The sequence below is a fragment of the Nodosilinea sp. FACHB-141 genome (assembly GCF_014696135.1).
GTDB lineage: Bacteria > Cyanobacteriota > Cyanobacteriia > Phormidesmidales > Phormidesmidaceae > Nodosilinea.
The window spans coordinates 109,490-131,037 of record NZ_JACJPP010000021.1 but is presented as its reverse complement, the minus strand read 5'-3'; the positions used below and the strand labels follow the sequence as shown (position 1 = coordinate 131,037).

The window sequence follows — 21,548 nt, the reverse complement described above, 5'->3', positions numbered from 1 at the left end:
AAACGCCGATGCGGTTGGGCCGTAGTTGCCGGCAATTCTTTGTTTAACTGTTCAATTTTTCATCTCAATTATTTACTGAAGAGATTGTTTATGACTTCAAAATCTGCCAATACTGCCCTGAAAATCATCCCACTGGGGGGGCTGCACGAGATCGGCAAGAACACCTGCGTTTTCGAGATTAATGACGAAATTATGCTGCTCGACGCAGGGCTAGCCTTCCCCACCGACGGTATGCATGGGGTCAATATTGTGCTGCCCGATGTCACCTATCTGCGGGAAAATCGCCACAAGATCAAGGGCATGATTGTCACCCACGGTCACGAAGACCACATTGGTGGCATTGCCTTTCACCTCAAGCAATTTGACATTCCGGTAATCTACGGCCCTCGTCTGGCGATGGCCCTTTTGGAGGGCAAGCTGGAAGAGGCTGGGATGAGCGATCGCACCGAGCTACGCCCCGTGCGCCCCCGCGAAACCGTGCGAGTGGGCAACTCCTTTCTAGTGGAGTACATCCGCAACACCCACTCCATTGCTGACAGCTGCTCGGTGATCATCCACACTCCTGTGGGCATTGTCATTCACACGGGCGACTTTAAGTTTGACCACACCCCCGTCGACGGCGAGACCTTCGATATCCAAAAGCTGGCAGAGGCTGGCGAAAAGGGCGTACTTTGCTTGGTGAGTGACTCCACCAACTCTGAGGTGCCAGGGCACACTCCCTCAGAGCGCTCGGTCTTCCCCAACCTTGATCGCGAGTTTGGTAAGGCCAAAGGACGACTGATGGTGACGACTTTCTCATCGTCAGTCCACCGCGTCAACATGATTTTGGAGCTAGCCCAAAAGCATAACCGTAAGGTGTTTGTGGTGGGCCGCTCGATGCTCAACGTGATTGCCCATGCCCGTGATCTGGGCTACATCAAGTGCCCCGAAAGCTTGTTTTTACCCCTCAAATCCCTAGGCCACACTGCTGATGAGAACGTGCTGATTCTCACAACGGGCTCCCAAGGCGAACCACTAGCGGCCCTGACCCGCATCGCCGAAGACTCCCACCGGCAGATCAAGATCAAGCAAGGCGATACCGTAGTGTTCTCCGCCAACCCCATCCCTGGTAACACCATTTCGGTTGTCAATACCATCGACAAGCTGATGATGCGCGGGGCCACCGTGGTCTACGGCAAAGATAAAGGCATCCACGTTTCGGGCCACGGTGCCCAGGAAGACCAAAAGTTGATGCTGGCCCTTACCCGGCCTAAGTATTTTCTGCCTGTTCACGGTGAGCACCGCATGCTGGTGAAGCACTCTGAAACCGCCCAAAGCATGGGTGTACCCGCCGAAAATATGGTGATCATCAACAACGGCGACATTGTCGAAGTCAACCCCGCTGGCATTCGCATTGCTGGTCAAGTGCCCTCGGGCATTGAGCTAGTTGATGCCTCCCGCGTTGGAGTGGTGGGCCGTGATGTGCTCAAGGAGCGGCAGCAGCTAGCTGAAGATGGCCTAGTCACTATTGCGGCCACTGTGGGCAGCAACGGCAAACTAGTAGCCGACCCCACCGTGCAAATTCGCGGAGTGGCTCAGTCAATCTCCCAAGAACGCTTCCAGGGTCAGGTGAAGCAGGTGATCACTCAGGTGCTCTCAAGTCGTGGCGCAGAGCTGGTAGTGTCTAACGGCAATGGTAAATCTGCCCTTGACCTGGATGCGCTTAAAGCAGCCCTTGACCAAGACCTGCGCCGCTTAGTCCGACGCGAGTTTGACAAGCGTGACCCCATGCTGATCTTGCTAATCCAGGGTTCTGGTGTGGCGACTGTGGCACAGCCTCAGTCCCAGGCCCCAGCTGACCCCAAACCTAAGGTTGAGCCTAAGACCCAGAAAAAATCACCGCCGAAGATTGAGCCCGAGCTTCAACCCGAGCTCCAAGGCGCGGTCACCGAGCGCCGCACTCGGACTCGGACTACGGCGGCTTCCGCTTCCTAATCAATTTGGAGAACTGAAGAATTAGAGGGTGGGGCGATCGCAGGCACAGTTAGGGCCGCGATCGCCCCGCCCTTTTTATTGCGGGTTTTCAGCGCAATGTTGCAAGCCACTTAGCCCAATATCACAGGTGCAAATTTGCTCTACCTGTGGTAGAAAGATAGGCAATATTGTGTTGCTGCCGCTGCTTGGCGCTATAATGCACTCAGCAGGAGCTGATGTACCTGAGCAAAGGTGCATAGCAAGTGTCTTAAGCAGCTACACATCCTTAGCGCTAAGTGCTTCTGTCAGAATTTTTGTTCAGCTTGTGCGGTTTATCCCAAGCAGATCTAGCGCAAACGAGATCCAGTACGAACAAGAATTCTCAGAGTCGCCCAGCGAGTTAGGGGATCTGTGCATGCCCTTAGGAAGCAGGATTCATTGCGGTATTGCAGTGGGTTCTATTGCGAAACCTTTGCAAACGAGTTTTCCGATCGCTCAGTAGCGGTGTTGACGTGGCTTGTGAATAGCCAAATCACCCACTTAGGGCGGGAAAAGCAGATTTTATTCGCCCTGGTGAGCGTCGTATGAGGAATTTGAATGCCGAAGCAGATTGTTATTGCTGAGCAAAACCGGATCGCTGCGGTTTTTTCTGAAGATCAGATTCAAGAGCTAATTGTGGCCACCGGTAGCCACCAGGTTAGCGACATTTATTTGGGCACCGTAGAAAACGTGCTGCCTGGCATTGATGCTGCCTTCGTCAATATTGGCGACAGCGAGCGCAACGGCTTTATGCACGTCACGGACCTGGGTCCCCTAAAGCTGAAGCGCAGCGCTGGCTCCATCACCGAATTAGTCGTGCCCCAGCAAAAAGTGCTGGTGCAGATTATGAAAGAGCCTACGGGCAACAAAGGGCCTCGTCTGACTGGCAATATTAGCTTGCCGGGGCGATATTTAGTCCTGATGCCTTCAGGGCGTGGGGTCAACCTATCACGGCGCATTCGCAGCGAGAGCGAGCGCAACCGCCTGCGGGCTTTAGCCATTTTGATCAAACCAGCGGGCATGGGTTTGCTGGTGCGTACCGAAGCCGAGGGCATTAGCGAAAATGCCATCATTGAAGATTTAGAAACCCTGCAAAAGCAGTGGGAAAGCATTCAGCAGCAGGCCTTAAGCACTCGACCCCCGGCTCTGCTCAATCGCGATGACGACTTTATTCAACGAGTGCTGCGCGACGCCTACAATGCAGAAGTCAACCGCATTGTCACCGACTCCAGTACTGGCATGAAGCGGGTGAAGCAACACCTGGCCAACTGGAGCGATGGCCAAGTGCCTGCCGGAGTGCTGATCGACCACCACCGCGAACGCATTCCCATCCTGGAGTATTTTCGAGTCAACGCGGCGATTCGCGAGGCCTTGAAGCCGAGGGTAGATCTGCCCTCCGGTGGCTATATCATCATTGAGCGCACCGAGGCGTTAACGGTGATTGACGTCAACTCTGGCTCTTTTACGCGTTCTGCCACGGCTCGCGAAACCGTCCTATGGACTAACTGCGAAGCTGCTGCTGAAATTGCCCGGCAGCTGCGCCTGCGCAATATCGCCGGGGTGATTGTCGTTGACTTTATCGATATGGATACGCGGCGTGACAAGCTGCAAGTCCTTGAACATTTCACTAAAGCCCTACGTTCTGACAAAGCTCGGCCCCAGATCTCTCAGCTGTCTGAGCTAGGCCTAGTAGAGCTGACCCGTAAGCGCCAGGGTCAAAACATTTACGAGCTGTTTGGGCGACCTTGTCCGACCTGCGGTGGTTTGGGCCATCTGGTGCATTTGCCCGGTGAGGTGCCTATAGACAATGGCAATGAAGTCGCTCCCCGTGCTTTGGTCTCTGGGGGAAGTCCGGCTCCTCAGGTGGCGCCACCACTTCCCCTTGGTGATGCAGGCGATTTTGATGGTCGTCCTGACCTGCAAGAGCTGGATTTGGGCAACCACCCTAGCTATCAAGATAAAGCGGGCCGCGGCAACAACCGCCGCCGTCGCCGCCGCGACCCTCTGCCGACCCGAAGCAATGGCAAAGAAGCGCCTGTGGTGAAAGATAACGGGCCGGCCCCGGTTGACTTTAAAGAGCCAATTGAGTCGTTGCCACCACTGGTAACCCCCAAAACTGAAGACGAAAAGGTTGCGCCCCGAGGTCGCGGACGAACTGGGGGACGGGTTGATTCACAGAGCGAGCCGGCTCGGAATCGGAAGTCCGTTGTGCCTCCTCAGGTAGTAACTGTGGAAATGACCGCCGACGAGCAGCGTATCTACGCCATGATGGGCATTTCACCCATGGTTCTGTCGACCCAAGAGGTGGCTGACCCCCGCAACGTAGTGGTGTCAGTGGTGTTGCCTGGGCAGGCCCCGCCAGAGATTGTGTCACTGACCCCAATGGAAGTTCCGGCTGAGGAGCCCGTTGAGATGCCGCTGGTAGATATGACAGAACCAGAGCCTGCATTGCCTAAGCCGTCTCCTAGCCGCGTAGTGCGCACGCGCTCGGCGCGTGCTCAAGCCCAGGAGGCAGATGTCATATCTCCTGAAGCGATCGCCTCAATCCCAGAGCCGACGATCGAACCCACCCCCATTGCTGAACCTGCTCCCGTTGTTGAACTGAACTCCATAGAGGTTACCCCCGAAGCCGAGCCAGAAGAATCGTCTAGCAGCGTGCGCCGTCGCCGCCGCCGTCGTTCCTCCTCGGCTGGCGATGGTGGCGACGAGTAGGTTACTGACCCCTGAGGCTTGTGAGTATCACCCAGCAACCAAGATTGCTGGGGTTGATGAGGTGGGGCGAGGGTGTTTATTTGGACCCGTGGTAGCGGCGGCGGTTGTGCTGTCGCCCCAAGCCTGTGAGCAACTTCAGTCGCTGGGGGTGACCGATAGCAAGTGCCTGAGCGAAGCCCGCCGCGAAAGCCTGGTGGAGCCCATTCAACGGCTGGCTACGGACTATGCCTTGGGCTTAGCCACTATCCACGACATTGAGCGACTTAATATTCTCTACGCCAGTCTTTTGGCGATGAGCCGGGCGTTGCGCCGCCTGTCTACTCTGCCAGACCTCTGCCTAGTTGATGGCAACCAGCTCATTCCTCACTTACACCTGCCTCAGCGAACGGTGGTGCAGGGCGATCGCATCCACACTGAGATTGCCGCTGCCAGCATCTTGGCTAAGGTATGGCGCGATCGCCTCATTGTGCGCCTCGATCGTCGCTACCCCGGTTATCACCTGGCGCGCAACAAAGGTTACGGCAGTGCTGCCCATCGTCTAGCTCTGCAAACGCTAGGACCAACGCCCCAGCACCGCCGTTCCTTCAAGGGGTGTGGCTCGCATCAGGCTAGAGCTACCCTTACCAGCGCTCAACAAAACCTTCAATAGCAATGCGCCCCAAGCCGCAAGCCATCGAAGCATGGATTGCCCTCAACCCGCTCCAGAGGAACCTGCCATGAAACGTCTTGTAGTCTGCTGCAATGGCACCTGGCAAAAAGCTAGCCAAAAACTTCCTACCAACGTGGTCAAGCTAGCCCAAACTATTCAAACTAACGATAAAGATCTGCAACAGCCTCAGCTAGTGGAATACAGCCCCGGTATCGGTTCTGGTGGTGAGCTGCTCAATCGCCTCGCTGGCGGAGCCTTTGGTTGGGGCATTGACGAAAACATCCAGGCAGCCTATCGCTTTCTCTGCCTCAACTATGATGATGGCGATGAAATCTACCTGTTTGGCTTTAGCCGTGGAGCCTATACCGTGCGTAGCTTAGCCGGGCTAATGCGCATTGCTGGCGGTTTGTTGCCCAGCGCCGAAGTGCTCAAAGTACCAGCTGTCTGCGACATCTGCCGCAGTCAAGGCCATTACAATGACGAACGCCGGATCGGCAAAGACGACTTTAACCTTCGCGAGCTAGAGCGCAAAAAGAGGGCCATGCAGTCTCTTAGCACCAGCGTGCGCCCCGCCAGAGTCACCGTACTGGGCTGCTGGGAGACAGTAGGCGCCCTTGGAGTGCCTCGCACTATTCCGCTGCTCAGCTAACTGCTCAACAAAAAGTATGAATTCCACGACTACCAGCTCAGCAACATCATCGATCATGCTCTCCATGCCGTTGCTATCGATGAAATGCGCAAAGTTTTTGACTTTAAACCCCCATGCAGCAAAGTCAGAAGAACATTGATGCGGGTCAAACCCTTCAACAAGTTTGGTTCCAGGCGACCATGGGGCCGTTGGCGGCGGTGAGTTGGGGTCCTTGCCCCTCGCAGATGGTGCTTTGCTGTGGATGATTGACACCATACAAACCAGTCTTGGCCTAGGTCTAAAGTTCGACCTGAGTCTACTACAGCCTGCTTCAACGTCTCCAAACTCATTTCAGACGCCCAGCATTCGCCCTGACCCAACCGCTTCACCTTTAGACCTATTTCTTGGCTGTTTCGACTGACAGGCTTCCAGCCCCGTAGTATTCCTCCAGAGGCAGTTCTTCACCCCAGCGTGTTCCAGCGCTGGCAAGCACTAGGTGCTGGCTACCGTCCCAGCAATCTCCCCCAGAATTAGTGAGTCAGCTCAACTCGTACATCTCCACCTGAGCCAAGCAATTTAATTTAAAAAGAACGGGTCAAAAGGTTCCCACAGTCCACCGTTGTTTGCTATGCTAAATCACCGAACGCGGATGTGGCGGAATTGGTAGACGCGCTAGATTTAGGTTCTAGTGTCTTCGGACGTGAAGGTTCAAGTCCTTTCATCCGCATTGTTGGTAAAGCAGTATGTGAAGCAGCTAGCCGCTTCACATACTGCTTTGACTGACTAGCCAAAATTCTTCTAAGCTTGCCACACAGATGCCCTCTAAGGAGAGGCACACTTTTGAAGTGAATGCGAGACTTGTAGTCGTGGCGAAGAGTCTTCGGTTGTGGCTACACTCCCTAACCTGATTGAGGGCTAAAACTATAGCGTTAAGCAGTTCACTTCGAACATAAGTAACGGTAGCAGAAAGTTCGAGTTCTTCAGCCGCGCTTGGATCGCCCATAACAGCTATGGATAGCTTAAAAAGCCGCCACGGTCTCAAACTGTGGCGGCTTTTAGGGCTCGTAATTGAAAGAATAGACCTAGTGGTAATGCTCGAGCTTACCAAAGCGGCTTTCTAAGGAATTGTTAAGGGCAAAAGGAATCCAGGCAAAGGAAAGTAGAAACTCCCCAATTTCATCTGGAACAAAGAGATCTGGCAAGTTAATAGCTCGTGGAATAACCATAAACAGCGTAGATAGCACGACTAGCCAAGCTGTGTTTAAGGGAAATAGAGGTACGCCCCACTGGGTGTAAAACTGCCTCATCTGCTGACTGAATCGGTTGGAGACAGGAATAAGAAAACAGAAAATTCCTACAAAGGCAACTCCAGCCATACGAACATGCTGATGGATTCCATCAATATTATGAATGTTGAATTCATTCTGAACATTGACAGAGTCTAAAGATGCTGGTGTAGCAATACCGAAGATGCGCTGTCCCCAGCTAATTTCTTCGCCACCTACCATAAACATTAAAACTGCGAAAAATAAACACCAAAACCTTAGAGGAGCGAATTTATTTTTAAAGCCAAAGGCAAAAATGCCCGCGGCAGAAAAATAGAATACAGCGCTTAGACTCTCGAGCACACCGTCTTCTTGAAACACGAAGCCTAAGTCAGAGGTACCGTTGGTAGCAATATAAATGCTAAGTAGGTTGGTCGCTAATAGCGTAATGAAACAGTTTAGCCAAATGTCGTATCTAGGTTGTTCGCCCTGTTGTCGAACTTTAGCCTGGGTTTCATTCAAAGTCGTCATAACGCCTCCTCAAAAAGTGTAAAAGGTAATTTTTAGACAGGTGTTCTAAATGGTAAATACACGAACGCTTTTTCAGGAAACACCGCCTTCTGGAAGGCGCATATGCGTGTTGAAGCAGGTTTAGGTAGCAGCTAAAAAATCACTGATCGCACAGTGAAGAAGAGCAGGTTAGAGTATGCAAACGAACTACGAGAAGCAGTTCCATAAACCAAAGTGCTCCTCAAGCCGCTTTTCATAACCTAAGCATGAACTTCTCTTCGCTCTCGGTTAACCTAGATTTAACCATAGTTTCGCCTCGACTTTATAAAGCGCTTGCGAACAACATCCTGGTAAACGTAGGTTTTTTGTGAAAACACCTACATCGACATAGAGTTTTTTGGAAATGGCTGCTTGCCAACGGGCATAAATAGAATGTCTTTATAAACTTGATTTGGAAATATAGCGAAAAATATCAGGACAATTTTTGCCCTAAGTATCAAGAACGATGCGCTTCTCTCAGCACAGCCCTATGACTAAGAATTAACTAATGAAGGGTGATGCAGAGAATGACCCTTTCTTAATGTTTTCTGCCAGTACCTACGATCTAATAAATTGCGCCAAGAGTTAACCTGATTGGGCTTGTAGCTGCTGCCCAATCGGGGTTAGGAAGTTTCAAAAATATCTTTGCTTAGTCTCTACGGCGAAAGACTGTAAGAGACTGCTTGAAAGCTCGTAGCTTTGGTAGCAAAGTTCAATGCTCTTTTTGAATTTCCTTTAAAGAATTCAAAAAGAGCATTGAACTGGTTCAGGCCCTCTGTCTAGAAGAGGTTGGACGTTGAAGGTGTTTTATGCTATGACAGAACTCTTCTCAAACAACCTCTCAGAATCGACCTTGACTAGGCCCTATAGGTCGAAAGTATTGACTTAATACAACTATGCTAAAAAGTCGGTTTTAGACTTAAGGGCCAGAAAAAATGGCTTCTTCCAAATCTTGGCGACTGAGAGAGTATTTAAACACTCGCTGAATGTCCTTATTGTCTGACCCGGCGCTGATATAGCGCACCACAATACAGTCGGTCTCAAGCAAAATTTCAGCTTCCCATCGGGGACGAATCACGTGCCAACAGTGGAGAGCGTCGTCTTGGGTACAGCCCTGTTGTTGTAGCCAAGCTTCGATGTCGGGTAGCGGGTAGTTATAAAGAGGTGTGGTTGCGGAGGGAAGTGCCATGGCTATGAGTTATAGAAACAAAGAGTAGACAGAGATACCGTATCTAAAGCCAGGTAGGTGGTGCAGATGTTAAGGATTTTGGATTAGGTCGCGCTTTTGGCAAAGAAGGAGCCCTCAGGGAAGTATCCCCTGCCGGAGGTTCTGCCTGTGGCTGTTGGTCTAGAGTCACTTCAATGCTAGGGCTTGCCTCTGCGGGCAAAATCTCTAGGTTGGCAGTGTAATCTCCTCGGGTCAGACTCACGGTCACCACCAAGGCTAAGCAAGCCACAAACGTGAGCCCTAAGATAAAGAGAGCAAAAATTTCTCCAGCTGATAGGGGGCGATCGGTGGGGTCGAGATACATATTGGCAGGCTCTCGTCGCTGAAAGGAGGCTGGACGACTTAGTGGCTCCAGAGGCTGCATGACTGATATGCGAGAGTAGCCTACTTTTTGATCGTAGGTCCAGCGCCGATCGGGGCTACTGAGAATGGCGTAGGCTTCATTGAGTTGCTGAAACTTTTCAGTTGCTTCGGTGGCGGGCAAATTAGTGGTGTCGGGGTGGTAGAGCTTGCTGAGGTCGCGAAAGGCACGCCGTATCTGTTGAGGGCTAGCAGTAGGCTTGACCCCTAGTTGGTCGTAGTGGGTTTTGGGTCTTGGGTTTACGTCAGGCATGGCGTCCCACTAGTAGGGCAATTAGCAAGGGATATAGGCTGTTGTCTCCTATCCCGGAGCTAAGTCCCAATCGTCAAAGGAGCGGGTTAAGCGAATTTGAGCCAGAGTGAATACGACAGGAATCACCCGACCGTAGTTGGTTGCGATCGCGCGCCAGCCCAAATCGGCTAAAAACCAGCCCCACAACGCAGGCCCTAGCACCGAAAATACGGCCCGAGTAGCTCCGTAACGAGCGGCACTAGTGGCTACCCCTCGGGAGGCCATGCGTAGAGCAAACTGCCGGTGTACTTGGGTCAACATTGTGCCACCCCCTTTGATCATCGCCTGCCGGGTTATTTCGTAGCGGGCCATGTGGAAGGCCATCTGCTGAGCAATATGCTGAAGCAGCCAGGGCTGTAGGACTGTGCTAATCGCCACGGCGCTGCTGCCCTTGGCCAATAGACTCAAGGGGTTAGCCTGCAAGGCCAAGGGCAAGGATTGAAACTGGGCTGACCCCTGTAGAGACTTTTGCACCGACTGCTGAAGGCGATCGCGCTCTGCTTTTGGCAGCTTCTTGAGATTGCTGCGAAGCAGGTGTAAAAACACCTCTGCCTCTAAATCGTCGGTAGACCAAGCGGTCAGGTAAGGCACCTTGAGGTAGTGGCAAATCTGAACCAGCGCTTGACGATAGCTGACCCGCTGGCTCTGGCCATTGATTACCGTCAGCCCATCCGCTGCCAAAAAACGAAAGCGCTGCTCTAATTGATCGAGCCACTGCTGCCGCGTGCCGCTCTTGACCGTCAGTGGGTCAGATTTTTGCAGATAATCTAATGGGTTAAAGCGCGGCCGAAACAGCATTTCTGTTAAGGCCTCGAGTTCTTCGTCTGTTGCTAGCTCCAGGGCAGACCGCAGCTCATCCACTGGGCATCACCATATTTAAAAACTGTCTTACATTTTTACACAATTCCCCAAGATAGGATGTTGAGCAACGGCTACACACCAAAATTTGGAAGAAATGGGTATGGAAGATGTCGTGGTCATCGGAGCTGGTCTCAGTGGGCTGACGGCAGCCCGGCAGCTCCAGCAAGCCGGCCACCAGGTGATAGTGATCGATAAGTCTCGTGGGCTTGGGGGGCGCTTAGCCACTCGCCGCCGTGGTTTTACTGCTGTAGATCACGGTTGTCGGCATCTACAGCCTTTTTCTGACTCCACACTCAGTTTTTTGCCTGCGCTGCTGGAGGCTGGTGTACTACAGTCTTGGGAGCCAGAGCCATTTACTCTAGAGGCCGGTGGTTCTTTAAAGGCAGGGTTGCCGGAGACACTCTACACAGCGCCCCAGGGCATGAGCGCTGTCGCCAAGGCTCTAGCCCCAGGACTGACTATTCACCGCCAGTGGCGTGCCACAGCGCTAACTCCGCTGCCCCAGGGTTGGCGAATTGAGGGAGAAACCTTGAGCGCCGATCGCCAGGAACAACTTAGCTCGATAAAGGCAAAGGCTGTGGTTGTAGCCATTCCTGCCCCGCAAGCCGCCGCTCTAATGGATAAGGCTGCGCCCCAGAACGAAGGCCTATTCAAGCTCATGCACCAGCTTCAGAACGTAGAGTTTGACGCCGTCATTACCGCAATGGCTGGGTACAGCTCTGATGAATCTGCCAACCTTCCGAATCAAACCTCTCGGGGTGGTTGGATGGTGGGTGGCAACAGCCACCCAATCTTGCGCTGGGCTGCCTTAGACAGTAGCAAGCGCACCGACCCTCAAGAGCCGGTGACGGTGGTGCACAGCAGCGCAGTCTTCGCGGCCAACAACATCGATCGCAGCGATCTAGAGTCTGTCGGTCAGGAACTACTCGCTGCTGCTGCAGGGAGCTTAGCGTCTTGGCTCGGCTCCCCAACTTGGATGCAGGTTCATCGCTGGCGCTACGGGTTTGTGCGACAGCCCCTAGGATCTCCTCTGCTGCATTCCCCAGCAATGCCGACTCTAGTGGGTTGCGGCGACTGGTGCAGTGGGGGAAATGTTGAGGGCGCGATCGCCTCAGGCTACCGCGCTGCTGAACTTATCGCCACAGCCCTGAAATAGCGTTGGTCTAAGCGTTGTTGTTAGAGTATTCGCTATTCTCTTTGTCTTCGCTGTTGTCCTCATCTGTTGCGCCAGTATTGTTGCGGCGGAAGAAGCGCTGATTACCCGTCCGCTTTTTGCGGAATTTGCGGGCATAGGCCTGGTTGCGTAGAGCTTTTTCTTTTTTCGGGTTGCGACGCTTAGACATTAAATAACCTCAGACAACAGGGCAGACGAGATCAGTAAACAAGGACACGGCACCTACAGCAGGGATATAACCCCGATCTCAGGCTTAAGAAGGCACTCAAGGCCAACAAAAATCTCAAGCCGGACGATCTGCCCGCACCGGCATTCGTTAACTTACGACATGCCAAAACTAGAGATTTACTGTAGCACAAAGGGATACCAGGGCAGGTCCCTATTTTGATGTTGCCGGAACAAAGGGGTGAGCAACATGGGTTAAAAGGGAAACGATAGTAGGGGCGGGCAGCCGTCGTCGACTATCGTTTCCCTAAAGCCCTACGACTGGCTGGAACTCAGCACCTTCTCCGCTCCGGTAGTCTCGGGATTGGCTTCTGGCGTATCGGCCTCAGAGGGCGGTACCACCTGCCAGAATTGAGGCAAATAGTCGTTCCAGTTGGCTAGAACTGCTTTGGCCTTGGGGCTGCCGGTGTGGGCTAGGTGGGCCTCAATCAGCGCTTTAAGCTGTGCTTCCCCAGTCGGGGTGATGACCCGCTGAACCTTGACAATTTCGGGATTGACTCGCACTGGAAAACCACCGGTTTCATCTAAAAAGTAAGCTAAACCACCGGTCATGCCGGCACCGACATTACGGCCCACCGGCCCCAGCACGACAACCACACCACCGGTCATGTATTCACAGCAGTGATCCCCAGCGCCCTCAATTACCGCTTGCCCCTTTGAATTGCGTACGGCAAAGCGTTCGCCAGCGGTGCCCAATGCATAGAGGGTGCCGCCGGTGGCTCCGTAGAGACAGGTGTTGCCAACAATCACATTGGTCGATGGATCGTAGGTAATGTCAACGGGGGGCTTGATCACAATTTCGCCGCCGTGCATGCCCTTGCCGACGTAGTCGTTAGACTCGCCCACTAGGGTTAGGGTCATACCCGGTAGGTTAAACGCCCCAAAACTCTGACCGGCGCTGCCTTCAAAGTTTAGGTTGAGCTGCCCTTCAAAGCCGTTATTGCCGTACTTTTCGGCGATCGCCCCAGCAACCCGAGCTCCGATCGTGCGATCGGTGGTGACCACGCTATAGGCTTTAGTCACCGTTCCCTGGTTCTGAATGGCGTGCTGAATATCAGCATCGGCCAGCATATCGTCGTCGAGCACTGGGCCATTGCTGTGGACGGCTTGGTGGTTCAGCCAAGTGCGATCGCCCCGCCCGTCGGGCAGATCCATCAGGGTGGTGAGATCGAGGGCATTGGTTTTAGCCAGGGAGACATCCGTACGGGGTCTGAGCAGATCGGCTCGGCCCACGATGTCGATCAGGGAGCTGTAGCCTAGGCGAGCCAGCAGCGATCGCACCTCTTCAGCGATATAGAAGAAGAAGTTCACCACGTGCTCGGGTATGCCGGTAAACCGCTGGCGCAGCTCTTCTTTTTGAGTGGCCACCCCTACTGGGCAGTTGTTGGTATGGCAAACCCGAGCCATAATGCAGCCCTCAGCGATCATGGCAATGGAGCCAAAGCCAAATTCTTCGGCTCCCATTAGGGCACCCATCACCACGTCCCAACCGGTTTTGAGGCCGCCATCAACGCGCAGGGTGACGCGATCGCGCAGCTCGTTGTCCATCAGCACTTTGTGCACCTCGGTCAGGCCCAATTCCCAGGGCACACCGGCGTGCTTAATCGAGCTGAGGGGGGAGGCTCCGGTGCCGCCGTCATGGCCCGACACTTGAATCACATCGGCATTGGCCTTGGCGACTCCGGCAGCGATGGTGCCGATGCCCACCTCAGACACCAGCTTCACCGATACCCCAGCCTTGGGGTTGATCTGGTGCAGGTCAAAAATTAGCTGGGCCAGATCCTCAATGGAGTAGATGTCGTGGTGGGGCGGCGGTGAGATCAGTGCTACCCCAGGCTTTGAGCGGCGCAGCATGGCAATGTAGGGGCTCACCTTTTTGCCAGGTAGCTGACCTCCCTCACCGGGTTTAGCCCCCTGAGCCAGCTTGATCTCAATTTGATCAGCGTGCATCAGGTACTCGGGAGTAACCCCAAACCGTCCTGAAGCCACCTGCTTAATGGCAGAACTGGCGGTGTCGCCATTCTTTAGACCCCGCAAGTGGGGGAAGGTAGGAGAATTACCCTCGCTATCGACGTCGGAGAGCACCTTAAAGCGCACCGGGTCTTCGCCCCCTTCGCCGGAGTTCGACTTGCCGCCGATGCGGTTCATTGCCACTGCCAGCACCTCATGAGCCTCGCGCGACAGTGCTCCTAACGACATGCCTCCGGTGCAGAAGCGGCGCATAATGGCCTCTGCCGATTCCACCTGATCGATGGCAATGGGCTGGCGATCGCTCTCAAAATCAAGCAGATCTCGCAGGGCACTGAGCGGACGATTTTCGAGCTGGGCGCGGTACAGCTCGTAGTGGTCGTACTGGCGATCGGCCACTGCCTTGTGCAGCAGCTTCGACATGGCGGGGTTGTTCATATGGTACTCGCCACTGGGCCGAGACTGCACAAAGCCCATGTTTTGCAAGCGCTTGACTGACAACTCAGGAAACGTCCGCTGGTGAAATTGAATCGTCTCTTGGGCCAAATCTATGATGGAAAGGCCCCCTAACCGAGAGGTAGTACCCCGGAAGGCCAGATCTAGCAGGTCGGAGCCGATGCCAATGGCTTCAAAGATTTGCGCGCCTCGGTAGCTGGTAATCAGCGAGATACCCATCTTCGAGAGAATTTTCAGCAGGCCCGCATCCACCGCCTTGCGGTAGTTGTCTTGAGCGCCGTTGAGGGTGATCACCGGCAGCTTACCGGTCTCCATGAGCTTTTGGGTGCGGCTGTCGGCCCACCAGTGGCGCACCGACTCTAGTGCTAAGTAAGGGCACACGGCACTAGCCCCATAGCCAATTAGGCAGGCAAAGTGGTGGGTGCTCCAGCACTGGGCCGTATCGACCACCAGGGAGGCACGCATGCGCAACCCGCCGCGAATCAGATGGTGATGCACCGCGCCCACCGCCAGCAGGGGGGGAATGTAGCTGACGTCCGCGCTCAGCCAAGTAGGATTTCCTTCGGCATCGACGCGATCGCTCAGCACTAAAATTGTCTTGCCGGCCTTAACGGCTGCGTCGGCGCGATCGCACAACGCCGCCACCGCTTTTGCCAAACCCGTAGGGCCATCCACAGTGGCGTACAGCGTGGATAGGGTGGCGGTGGCAAAGCCCGACTCGTGAATTTGCTCTAGCTCTACCTCATTGATCACCGGGCTTTCCAGCTTGAGCAGGTGGGCGTACTCGGGCTGCTCATCCAGCAGGTTGCCCTGGCCGCCAAGCTGGGTGGCAAGCGACATCACCAACCGCTCGCGCAAGGGGTCAATGGCTGGGTTAGTGACCTGGGCAAAGCGCTGCTTAAAGTAGTCGTAGAGCAGGTGGGGCTTCTCTGACAGCACGGCGTGGGGCGTGTCGTCGCCCATACAGAAAGTGGGCTCTTTGCCCTGGGCCGCCATGTCTTGAATGATCATGTCGACGTCTTCGACGGTATAGCCAAAGGCGCTCTGCTGGGGCAGCAGGTCGGCAGCGGGGTAGAGAGTTGCTTCCGCAAACAGCTGGGGCTGGATCTCGGCTCGGTTGTCCTTGAGCCACTGGCCGTAGGGGTGCCGAGTGGCAACCCGCTGCTTGATGGCCCAATTTTTGAGAATTTCCTGACTCTGTAGATTGACCGCAATCATCTGGCCAGGGCCAAGACGACCCTTCTCTACGATGTCTGCGGGAGCTACATCGAGTACTCCTGCCTCCGACGACACCATCAGCAGATCGTCTTTGGTGATCACGTAGCGGGCCGGACGCAGGCCATTGCGATCGAGGGTGGCTCCTACCTGGGTGCCGTCGCTGAAGACGATCAGTGCCGGACCATCCCAAGGTTCTTGCAGGCCGCTGTAGTACTCGTAGAAATCGGTGATTTCAGGATAGGCGTCTAGCTCGGGCTGGTTGTTATAGGCCTCAGGCACCATCATCATCAAGGCTTCCTGAGGAGAACGGCCCGATCGCACTAGCAGCTCCATGACGTTGTCGAGGTTGGCAGAATCGCTGTTCTCGGCGTTGACGATGGGCTTGAGCAGATCCACGCGATCGCCCCACACCGGATGGTGGAGATCGGCCTGGCGCGCCACCATCCAGTTGATGTTGCCCACCAGGGTGTTGATTTCGCCATTGTGACCCAGCAACCGCATGGGGTGGGCCAGGGGCCACTTGGGCATAGTGTTGGTGCTAAACCGACGGTGATACACAGCAAACGAGCTGATGTAGTCGGGATCGCGGAGGTCGTCGTAAAAGGCGGCCAGCACCGGCGATCGCACCATGCCCTTGTACACAATCGTCCGGCAAGAGCAGGAGCACACATAGAACTCCTTCAGATCAGCTACAGAGACCGCTGCCCGCTCGTCAGGATTGGCGGCCGCCTTGGCAACCAAATGCAGCACCTGACGACGCACCAGGTAAAGCCGCCGCTCCAGGTCTTCGCCGGTTTCTGTCGCTGAAGCGATCACTAGCTGCTCAATGTGAGGCTGGTACTGCTTCGCTAGGGGGCCCAGCACATCAGGGTGTACAGGCACAGGTCGCCATCCCACCACGCTTAGCCCTTCGTCTTTGACCACCTGGTTAAAGGTGTCGCGCACAAAGGCCGCGGTCTCACTATGGTTGGGCAGGAAAATCATCGCTACGCCGGTGCGATCGCTCTCTAGCGCTCCATACCCCTGCTCCTCCGCCCAGCGATTTAGCACCGCCCACGGGATGGCCGTCATCACCCCGGCCCCGTCACCAGAAGCTTGGTCGGCGCAGCACCCCCCTCGGTGCTCCATACAGTCGAGGGCCGCTAGAGCCTTGGCCACTAGATCGTGGCTGGCGCGATTCTGGCGATCGGCCAAAAAGCCTACGCCACAAGCATCGCGTTCTTCAACTAGCGACTTTGGCCCCCAATTTGGCCATTCAGAACGGGTGTGCTGCCGAGGTTGGTAGGGGTGATTCACAGGTGTACGTCCCATGGAAGAGGAAGATAAGGTGTGGTAAAAGCAGAGCAACGAATTTAGCTGGGAGAACTAGCCTAGCAGCACACATCCCATAGCAAAATGGCAACGCCTTTGAGATCAAATTGCTAGGTACAGTCTTAGAACGGGGAGCCAATCCCGCGGCAACCTCGGGCAGACTTAGGGGTTAGTGCCTGCGACTCAGTCAATTATCTCGGTCTGTCAGAGGGAACTAGGGGCAGTGGTCCTAGTCATAAAGCATTGGCGCGATCGGCGCTTTATCTGTAATTTACAGACTTTATCAGTAGTTTACAAACCTTAGACTCAGCATGTAGCCACAGCTTCTTAGAATTAAGCGGCAGTAACGGTAGCGGTTGTTTCAAAATCCTCCTAAACAGCGTTTGATTGCTTGGTGGTTTGCCGTTTACCCAGTCAGCATTAGACCTTCATACGGCGATGGTTTTTATGGTTAAATGGCCAGCCTTGACGCTATTACTCTTTCACTTTTGCCTGAAACGCCGCTGGGTTGTGGGAGGCTGGGTTGGCTGGTTGGGGCTAAGTATTGTGGCTGCGATCGCCCCCGCTCCCATTCTAGCTGTCCCCCCTGCCTCGCCACCTGCTGAGACAGTCATAGCCGATGCAGCTGTAAACCCTGCCGCCCAAGGCCAAACTCTGACCATTAATGGCAGTCCTGTCGCCGTTCCCTGGATGATGGTCAATGGTCAAATTGGCCTAGCCGACTACGGCTTGACTGCGTACCTAGGGGCTACCCTACTCAACAATAGTGACCCCAATCGACAGCCTGTACAGTGGTTTACTGCACCTGGTAGCCCTGTAGAACTCTCCGCATGGGTTCAGGGCGGCTATCGGTTTCTTGACATCATGCCCCTAGCTGTCCGCCATGGCTGGCAGGTGCAGCCCCAGGGGGGCACGTTGCAAATTACCACTGCTCCGGCCCAAGTGATAGCGCTGCGTCGAATTGCTCAACCTGGGGGTGAGCGCTTGATCGTGGACCTATCAGGCCCAGTACCCGCTACTCTAGCCGACAGTGCTGATGCCCTGACCCTCACGCTGGGGGCTACCGCCGATAGTCGAGTAGTTGGGGATGCGATCGCTGCCCCTGCTGGCTCGTATCTAGGAGCGCTGAGCGTCTCTCCCACTACTGGCGGCATCCGCCTTCAGGCCAGCACCAGTTCTCCGCCCCGTCTGGTGACCCAGGCTAACCCCAACCAGATCGTGATCGACATTCGTGCCGACAATCTCCAACCCCACAGCATTGCTTGGGCCCCTGGAGTGCGCTGGCAGCAGCGGTACGTCTCTGTAGCCGGTCGGCCGTTTCCCGTCTATTACTTACAAATCGACCCTACCCAAACCAGCCTGCGCCCCATTTGGACTGACCCCACTACGGCGGTGGGCACTGCCCCGTTAACAACCATTGCCCAACGGTGGCAGGCTGCCGCTGCCATCAACGCCGGGTTCTTCAACCGCAATAATCAATATCCCCTTGGGGCCGTACGGGCTAACAACACCTGGATCTCAGGCCCCATTCTCAGCCGTGGTGTCGTGGGGTGGAACGATCAGGGTCAGGTGCGCATGGAGCGTCTCGCTTTGCAGCAGACCCTTACCACCGCCAGCGGTCAAAGCTATCCAGTACTGGCGATCAACAGCGGCTATGTACAGGCAGGTATCGGCCTCTACACTCCCGCCTGGGGATCAACCTACCGCCCTGTAATTGAGAGCGAAACTGTAGTTACGGTGGTGGATGACGTGGTTACGGCCCAGCAGCCTGCAGCTACCATTGGCTCCGGGGGGCTACCAATTCCTCCCAATGGCTATCTGCTGGCCCTGCGCTCCTACGCTACTGCTGCCCAAGCCCTGCCCCCAGGGCAGCGGGTTACCATCGCCTCTGATCTCCTCCCCGCGACGATGGCTCCCTTTCCCAACTTGATTGGTGGTGGACCGTTGCTGATTCGCGATCGCGCCCTCGTCCTCGATGCCAATCTAGAGCAGTTCGGCACAGCTTTTAGCACCCAGGCTGCTCCTCGTAGCGCTATCGGCCTCACCGCCACCGGCGAAATTCTGCTAGTAGCCGTTCACAACAGCCCTCAAGGCCCAGGCCCCACCCTCGATCAGCTGGCTCAAATCATGCTTCAGCTGGGCAGCACCAACGCTCTTAATTTAGATGGCGGTAGCTCCGCCAGTCTTTATCTAGGCGGTCGGCTGATCAATCGTTCTCCCCGCACGGCAGCTAGGGTCAATAACGGCATCGGCTTGTTTTTCCCGTAGCTTTTTGGGTCGCATCGCCACAGTATCTGCCCCAAATTCTTTAAAACCTCAAAGGAGGTATAAAGAATCTGTGTTTTTGTGTCTTGCTCTGCCCAGATACTCCGCTCTGCCAATGTGCGCTTGTTAGACTATTGCCTGAAAACCTCGCCCGAGCCTTGTGCATCTGAAACTCTTGGGCCAAAACAAAAGTCTGATCGCAATGGGCACCATAGGACAACGCGATTCTCCCAAGTCGCTTATTCCGCCACAGTCTTATACATTCAGGTTCTAGGAGAATTATTCGGTATGCCAAAACTACAAGAGTCGATTCAGCCCACCGCGTTGGCCCTGGCCACCAGCAACGGCAAAGAAATTGCTGAAACCGGGCTGCGCCCCTGGGGTTCTTATACAGTGCTGGAAGAGGGCCGAGGCTACAAAATTAAGCGTATTGAAGTCAAGCCTGGGCATCGCCTGAGCTTACAGATGCATCACCATCGCAGTGAGCACTGGATTGTGGTGTCCGGCACTGCCAAAGTGGTTTGCGGCGAAAACGAGATTCTTCTGTCTACCAACCAATCTACCTACGTACCGCCCTGCACCCAGCACCGCCTAGAGAATGTAGGCGTTATTCCCCTGGTGCTGATTGAAGTCCAAAATGGCGAGTATCTAGGCGAAGACGACATTGTTCGCTTTCAAGACGACTATTCTCGGGCCGAGAACATCTAGGCTATTGTCCTGACTAAATCAGCACAATGAAAAACGGCGGTGGTGCTAAGCTCAGCATTACCGCCGTTTTTTGACCGTTACTGCAAAGTTCCTATGGTTCAAATTCGTCCCGCCGCTGCTCAAGAACTCAAACGACTGCTGCATCAGCATACTGCCCACACCGGATCTTCGTCTCAGATCTGTCTAACCCTTGAGCCGGGTGGCTGTGCCGATTGGACCTACCAACTAACCTCAAATATTACGCCTCAAAGGCCGCTGGCAACCCTGACCTGCGGTGATATCAACTTGGCAGTGCCTGTCGATCAGGTGGAGTTAGTCGAAGACCTCACCATCGACTATGCCGAAGATTTGATGGGCGGCGGGTTTCGCTTTACGAACCCGCTGGCCCAGCGCACCTGCGGCTGCGGCAATGCCTTCGCTTTGAGTGCTGACACCCCAGTTACTCAAGACTGCACTGCCGCTCATTTGCCAACGCCATGAGATCCGGATCTCAAGCGGGCAACGCTCTAGATTGGTATAAATTACGGCGTTTGACCAAAGCTTCGTCAGAGTGCTAGCATTGGATCTTGTGAAAACTCGAGTATTATCAGCCGTAGCAGCAGAAGCGTCCTATGCCCACGATTCAGCAACTCATCCGGAGTGAGCGCCAAAAAGCCGACAAAAAAACCAAATCCCCTGCTCTAAAGAGCTGTCCGCAGCGTCGGGGGGTTTGTACCCGTGTGTATACCACAACTCCTAAGAAGCCCAACTCGGCTCTGCGGAAGGTGGCTAGGGTGCGCTTGACCTCCGGATTTGAGGTCACTGCCTACATTCCCGGCATTGGTCACAACCTGCAGGAACACTCCGTAGTCATGATTCGTGGCGGCCGGGTCAAAGACCTTCCCGGTGTTCGCTACCACATCATTCGCGGCACCCTTGACACCGCTGGCGTAAAAGACCGTCGCCAGGGCCGTTCCAAGTACGGCGCCAAGCGTCCTAAAGCCTAAGCTGGATAAAGCGTCAGGATGGCCTAAATTTAGTACGGGGTTGCATGCTTAGGCTTATAACTTAAGCCTGTCATTAACTCTATTTTGAGCTATAGGTCGTACTGACCCAGCCTTTCAATTCGTCTCAGCTAAGCTAACGAATCTTTTTTGTCCACTCAGCTAGCCTTCAATCACTGGAATTTGAATCATGTCTCGCCGTACCGTTATTCAAAAGCGCCCAATTCCACCCGATTCTGTCTACAACAGCCGGCTCATTACTATGATGAGCCGTCGCCTCATGACCAGTGGCAAAAAGTCTTTGGCTGACAAAATCATCTACAACTCCTTCACAATTATTAAGGAGCGTAGTGGTGGCGATCCCTTGGATGTCTTTGAACGGGCGGTGCGTAATGCTTCTCCTCTGGTTGAGGTAAAGGCCCGCCGAGTGGGGGGTGCTACCTACCAAGTGCCTATGGAAGTTCGCTCCGAGCGTAGTGTTGCCTTGGCATTGCGATGGTTGACCCAGTTCGCTCGTCAGCGCCCTGGTAAGTCGATGGCCATTAGGTTGGCTAATGAGCTGATGGATGCCGCCAATGAGACAGGTGGTGCAGTCCGCAAGCGTGAAGAAACTCACCGGATGGCAGAAGCGAACAAAGCCTTTGCTCACTACCGGTACTAAGTTGAAACGGTGATTGTGGCCGCAGAGCTTCTGCTCGATTGGC

At 54.6% G+C, this 21,548-nt stretch carries 15 protein-coding genes, 1 tRNA gene and 1 pseudogene; 11 read left to right on the top strand and 6 right to left on the bottom strand.

What is annotated here, in order from left to right:
• Positions 1-90: 90 nt before the first annotated feature.
• From H6F59_RS21480 to H6F59_RS21455, 5 genes and pseudogenes are all read left to right on the top strand, one after another.
• Complete coding sequence (locus H6F59_RS21480) at positions 91-1,974, top strand: ribonuclease J (RefSeq protein WP_190705373.1); 1,884 nt, start codon at positions 91-93, stop codon at positions 1,972-1,974.
• 576 nt (positions 1,975-2,550) lie between these two features.
• Positions 2,551-4,704 (top strand): Rne/Rng family ribonuclease, encoded by a 2,154-nt coding sequence (locus tag H6F59_RS21475; RefSeq protein WP_190705369.1) that lies wholly within the window; start codon positions 2,551-2,553, stop codon positions 4,702-4,704.
• On the top strand, positions 4,688-5,353 hold the full coding sequence (locus tag H6F59_RS21470) for a ribonuclease HII (RefSeq protein WP_190705366.1): 666 nt from the start codon (positions 4,688-4,690) through the stop codon (positions 5,351-5,353). The genes H6F59_RS21475 and H6F59_RS21470 overlap by 17 nt, the downstream gene beginning before the upstream one ends.
• Positions 5,354-5,384: 31 nt before the next feature.
• Positions 5,385-6,203, top strand: a pseudogene (locus H6F59_RS21465) (DUF2235 domain-containing protein).
• Positions 6,204-6,626: 423 nt separating this feature from the next.
• Positions 6,627-6,708, top strand: a tRNA-Leu gene (locus H6F59_RS21455).
• Positions 6,709-7,063: 355 nt separating this feature from the next.
• On the opposite strand, the gene H6F59_RS21450 is transcribed toward H6F59_RS21455, so the two are convergent.
• The 4 genes from H6F59_RS21450 to H6F59_RS21435 all read right to left on the bottom strand — a co-directional run bounded on the left by H6F59_RS21450 (position 7,064) and on the right by H6F59_RS21435 (position 10,536).
• Positions 7,064-7,777, bottom strand: coding sequence for a hypothetical protein (locus H6F59_RS21450; protein WP_190705360.1), 714 nt, complete (start codon positions 7,775-7,777; stop codon positions 7,064-7,066).
• Between the two features lie 937 nt (positions 7,778-8,714).
• Positions 8,715-8,984: a DUF3143 domain-containing protein gene (locus H6F59_RS21445; RefSeq protein WP_190519274.1), complete on the bottom strand. Its 270-nt coding sequence runs from the start codon at positions 8,982-8,984 to the stop codon at positions 8,715-8,717.
• 43 nt (positions 8,985-9,027) lie between these two features.
• A complete protein-coding gene (locus H6F59_RS21440; RefSeq protein WP_190705357.1) occupies positions 9,028-9,636 on the bottom strand; it encodes a J domain-containing protein in 609 nt (202 codons plus the stop codon).
• Positions 9,637-9,684: 48 nt separating this feature from the next.
• Positions 9,685-10,536: a YaaW family protein gene (locus H6F59_RS21435; RefSeq protein ID WP_190705354.1), complete on the bottom strand. Its 852-nt coding sequence runs from the start codon at positions 10,534-10,536 to the stop codon at positions 9,685-9,687.
• 85 nt (positions 10,537-10,621) lie between these two features.
• Here H6F59_RS21435 and H6F59_RS21430 point away from each other — a divergent pair, with 85 nt between their 5' ends.
• Positions 10,622-11,692, top strand: a complete 1,071-nt coding sequence (locus H6F59_RS21430) for an NAD(P)/FAD-dependent oxidoreductase (RefSeq protein ID WP_277882447.1) — start codon at positions 10,622-10,624, stop codon at positions 11,690-11,692.
• A gap of 7 nt (positions 11,693-11,699) precedes the next feature.
• Here H6F59_RS21430 and H6F59_RS21425 read toward each other — a convergent pair whose 3' ends face one another.
• Both H6F59_RS21425 and gltB read right to left on the bottom strand, forming a co-directional pair.
• Positions 11,700-11,879 carry a hypothetical protein gene (locus H6F59_RS21425; RefSeq protein ID WP_190705347.1) on the bottom strand — a complete coding sequence of 60 codons (180 nt, stop codon included), beginning with the start codon at positions 11,877-11,879 and terminating at the stop codon, positions 11,700-11,702.
• A 311-nt stretch (positions 11,880-12,190) separates the two neighbouring features.
• Positions 12,191-16,888, bottom strand: coding sequence for a glutamate synthase large subunit (gene gltB / locus H6F59_RS21420; protein ID WP_190705344.1), 4,698 nt, complete (start codon positions 16,886-16,888; stop codon positions 12,191-12,193).
• Between the two features lie 447 nt (positions 16,889-17,335).
• Between gltB and H6F59_RS21415 the strand changes: the two genes are divergently transcribed.
• The 5 genes from H6F59_RS21415 (at position 17,336) to rpsG (ending at position 21,505) form a co-directional block, all read left to right on the top strand.
• Complete coding sequence (locus H6F59_RS21415) at positions 17,336-19,156, top strand: phosphodiester glycosidase family protein (protein ID WP_190705340.1); 1,821 nt, start codon at positions 17,336-17,338, stop codon at positions 19,154-19,156.
• A 285-nt stretch (positions 19,157-19,441) separates the two neighbouring features.
• A complete protein-coding gene (locus H6F59_RS21410) occupies positions 19,442-19,861 on the top strand; it encodes a cupin domain-containing protein (protein ID WP_190519258.1) in 420 nt (139 codons plus the stop codon).
• Positions 19,862-19,954: 93 nt separating this feature from the next.
• The gene (locus tag H6F59_RS21405) at positions 19,955-20,341 is read left to right on the top strand and encodes an iron-sulfur cluster assembly accessory protein (RefSeq protein WP_190705337.1); all 387 of its coding nucleotides are present in this window, start codon (positions 19,955-19,957) and stop codon (positions 20,339-20,341) included.
• Positions 20,342-20,472: 131 nt separating this feature from the next.
• Entirely contained in the window at positions 20,473-20,847 is a 375-nt protein-coding gene (gene rpsL / locus H6F59_RS21400) for a 30S ribosomal protein S12 (RefSeq protein WP_190519254.1), read from the top strand.
• A gap of 187 nt (positions 20,848-21,034) precedes the next feature.
• Positions 21,035-21,505 carry a 30S ribosomal protein S7 gene (gene rpsG, locus H6F59_RS21395; protein WP_190519252.1) on the top strand — a complete coding sequence of 157 codons (471 nt, stop codon included), beginning with the start codon at positions 21,035-21,037 and terminating at the stop codon, positions 21,503-21,505.
• Positions 21,506-21,548: the final 43 nt, after the last annotated feature.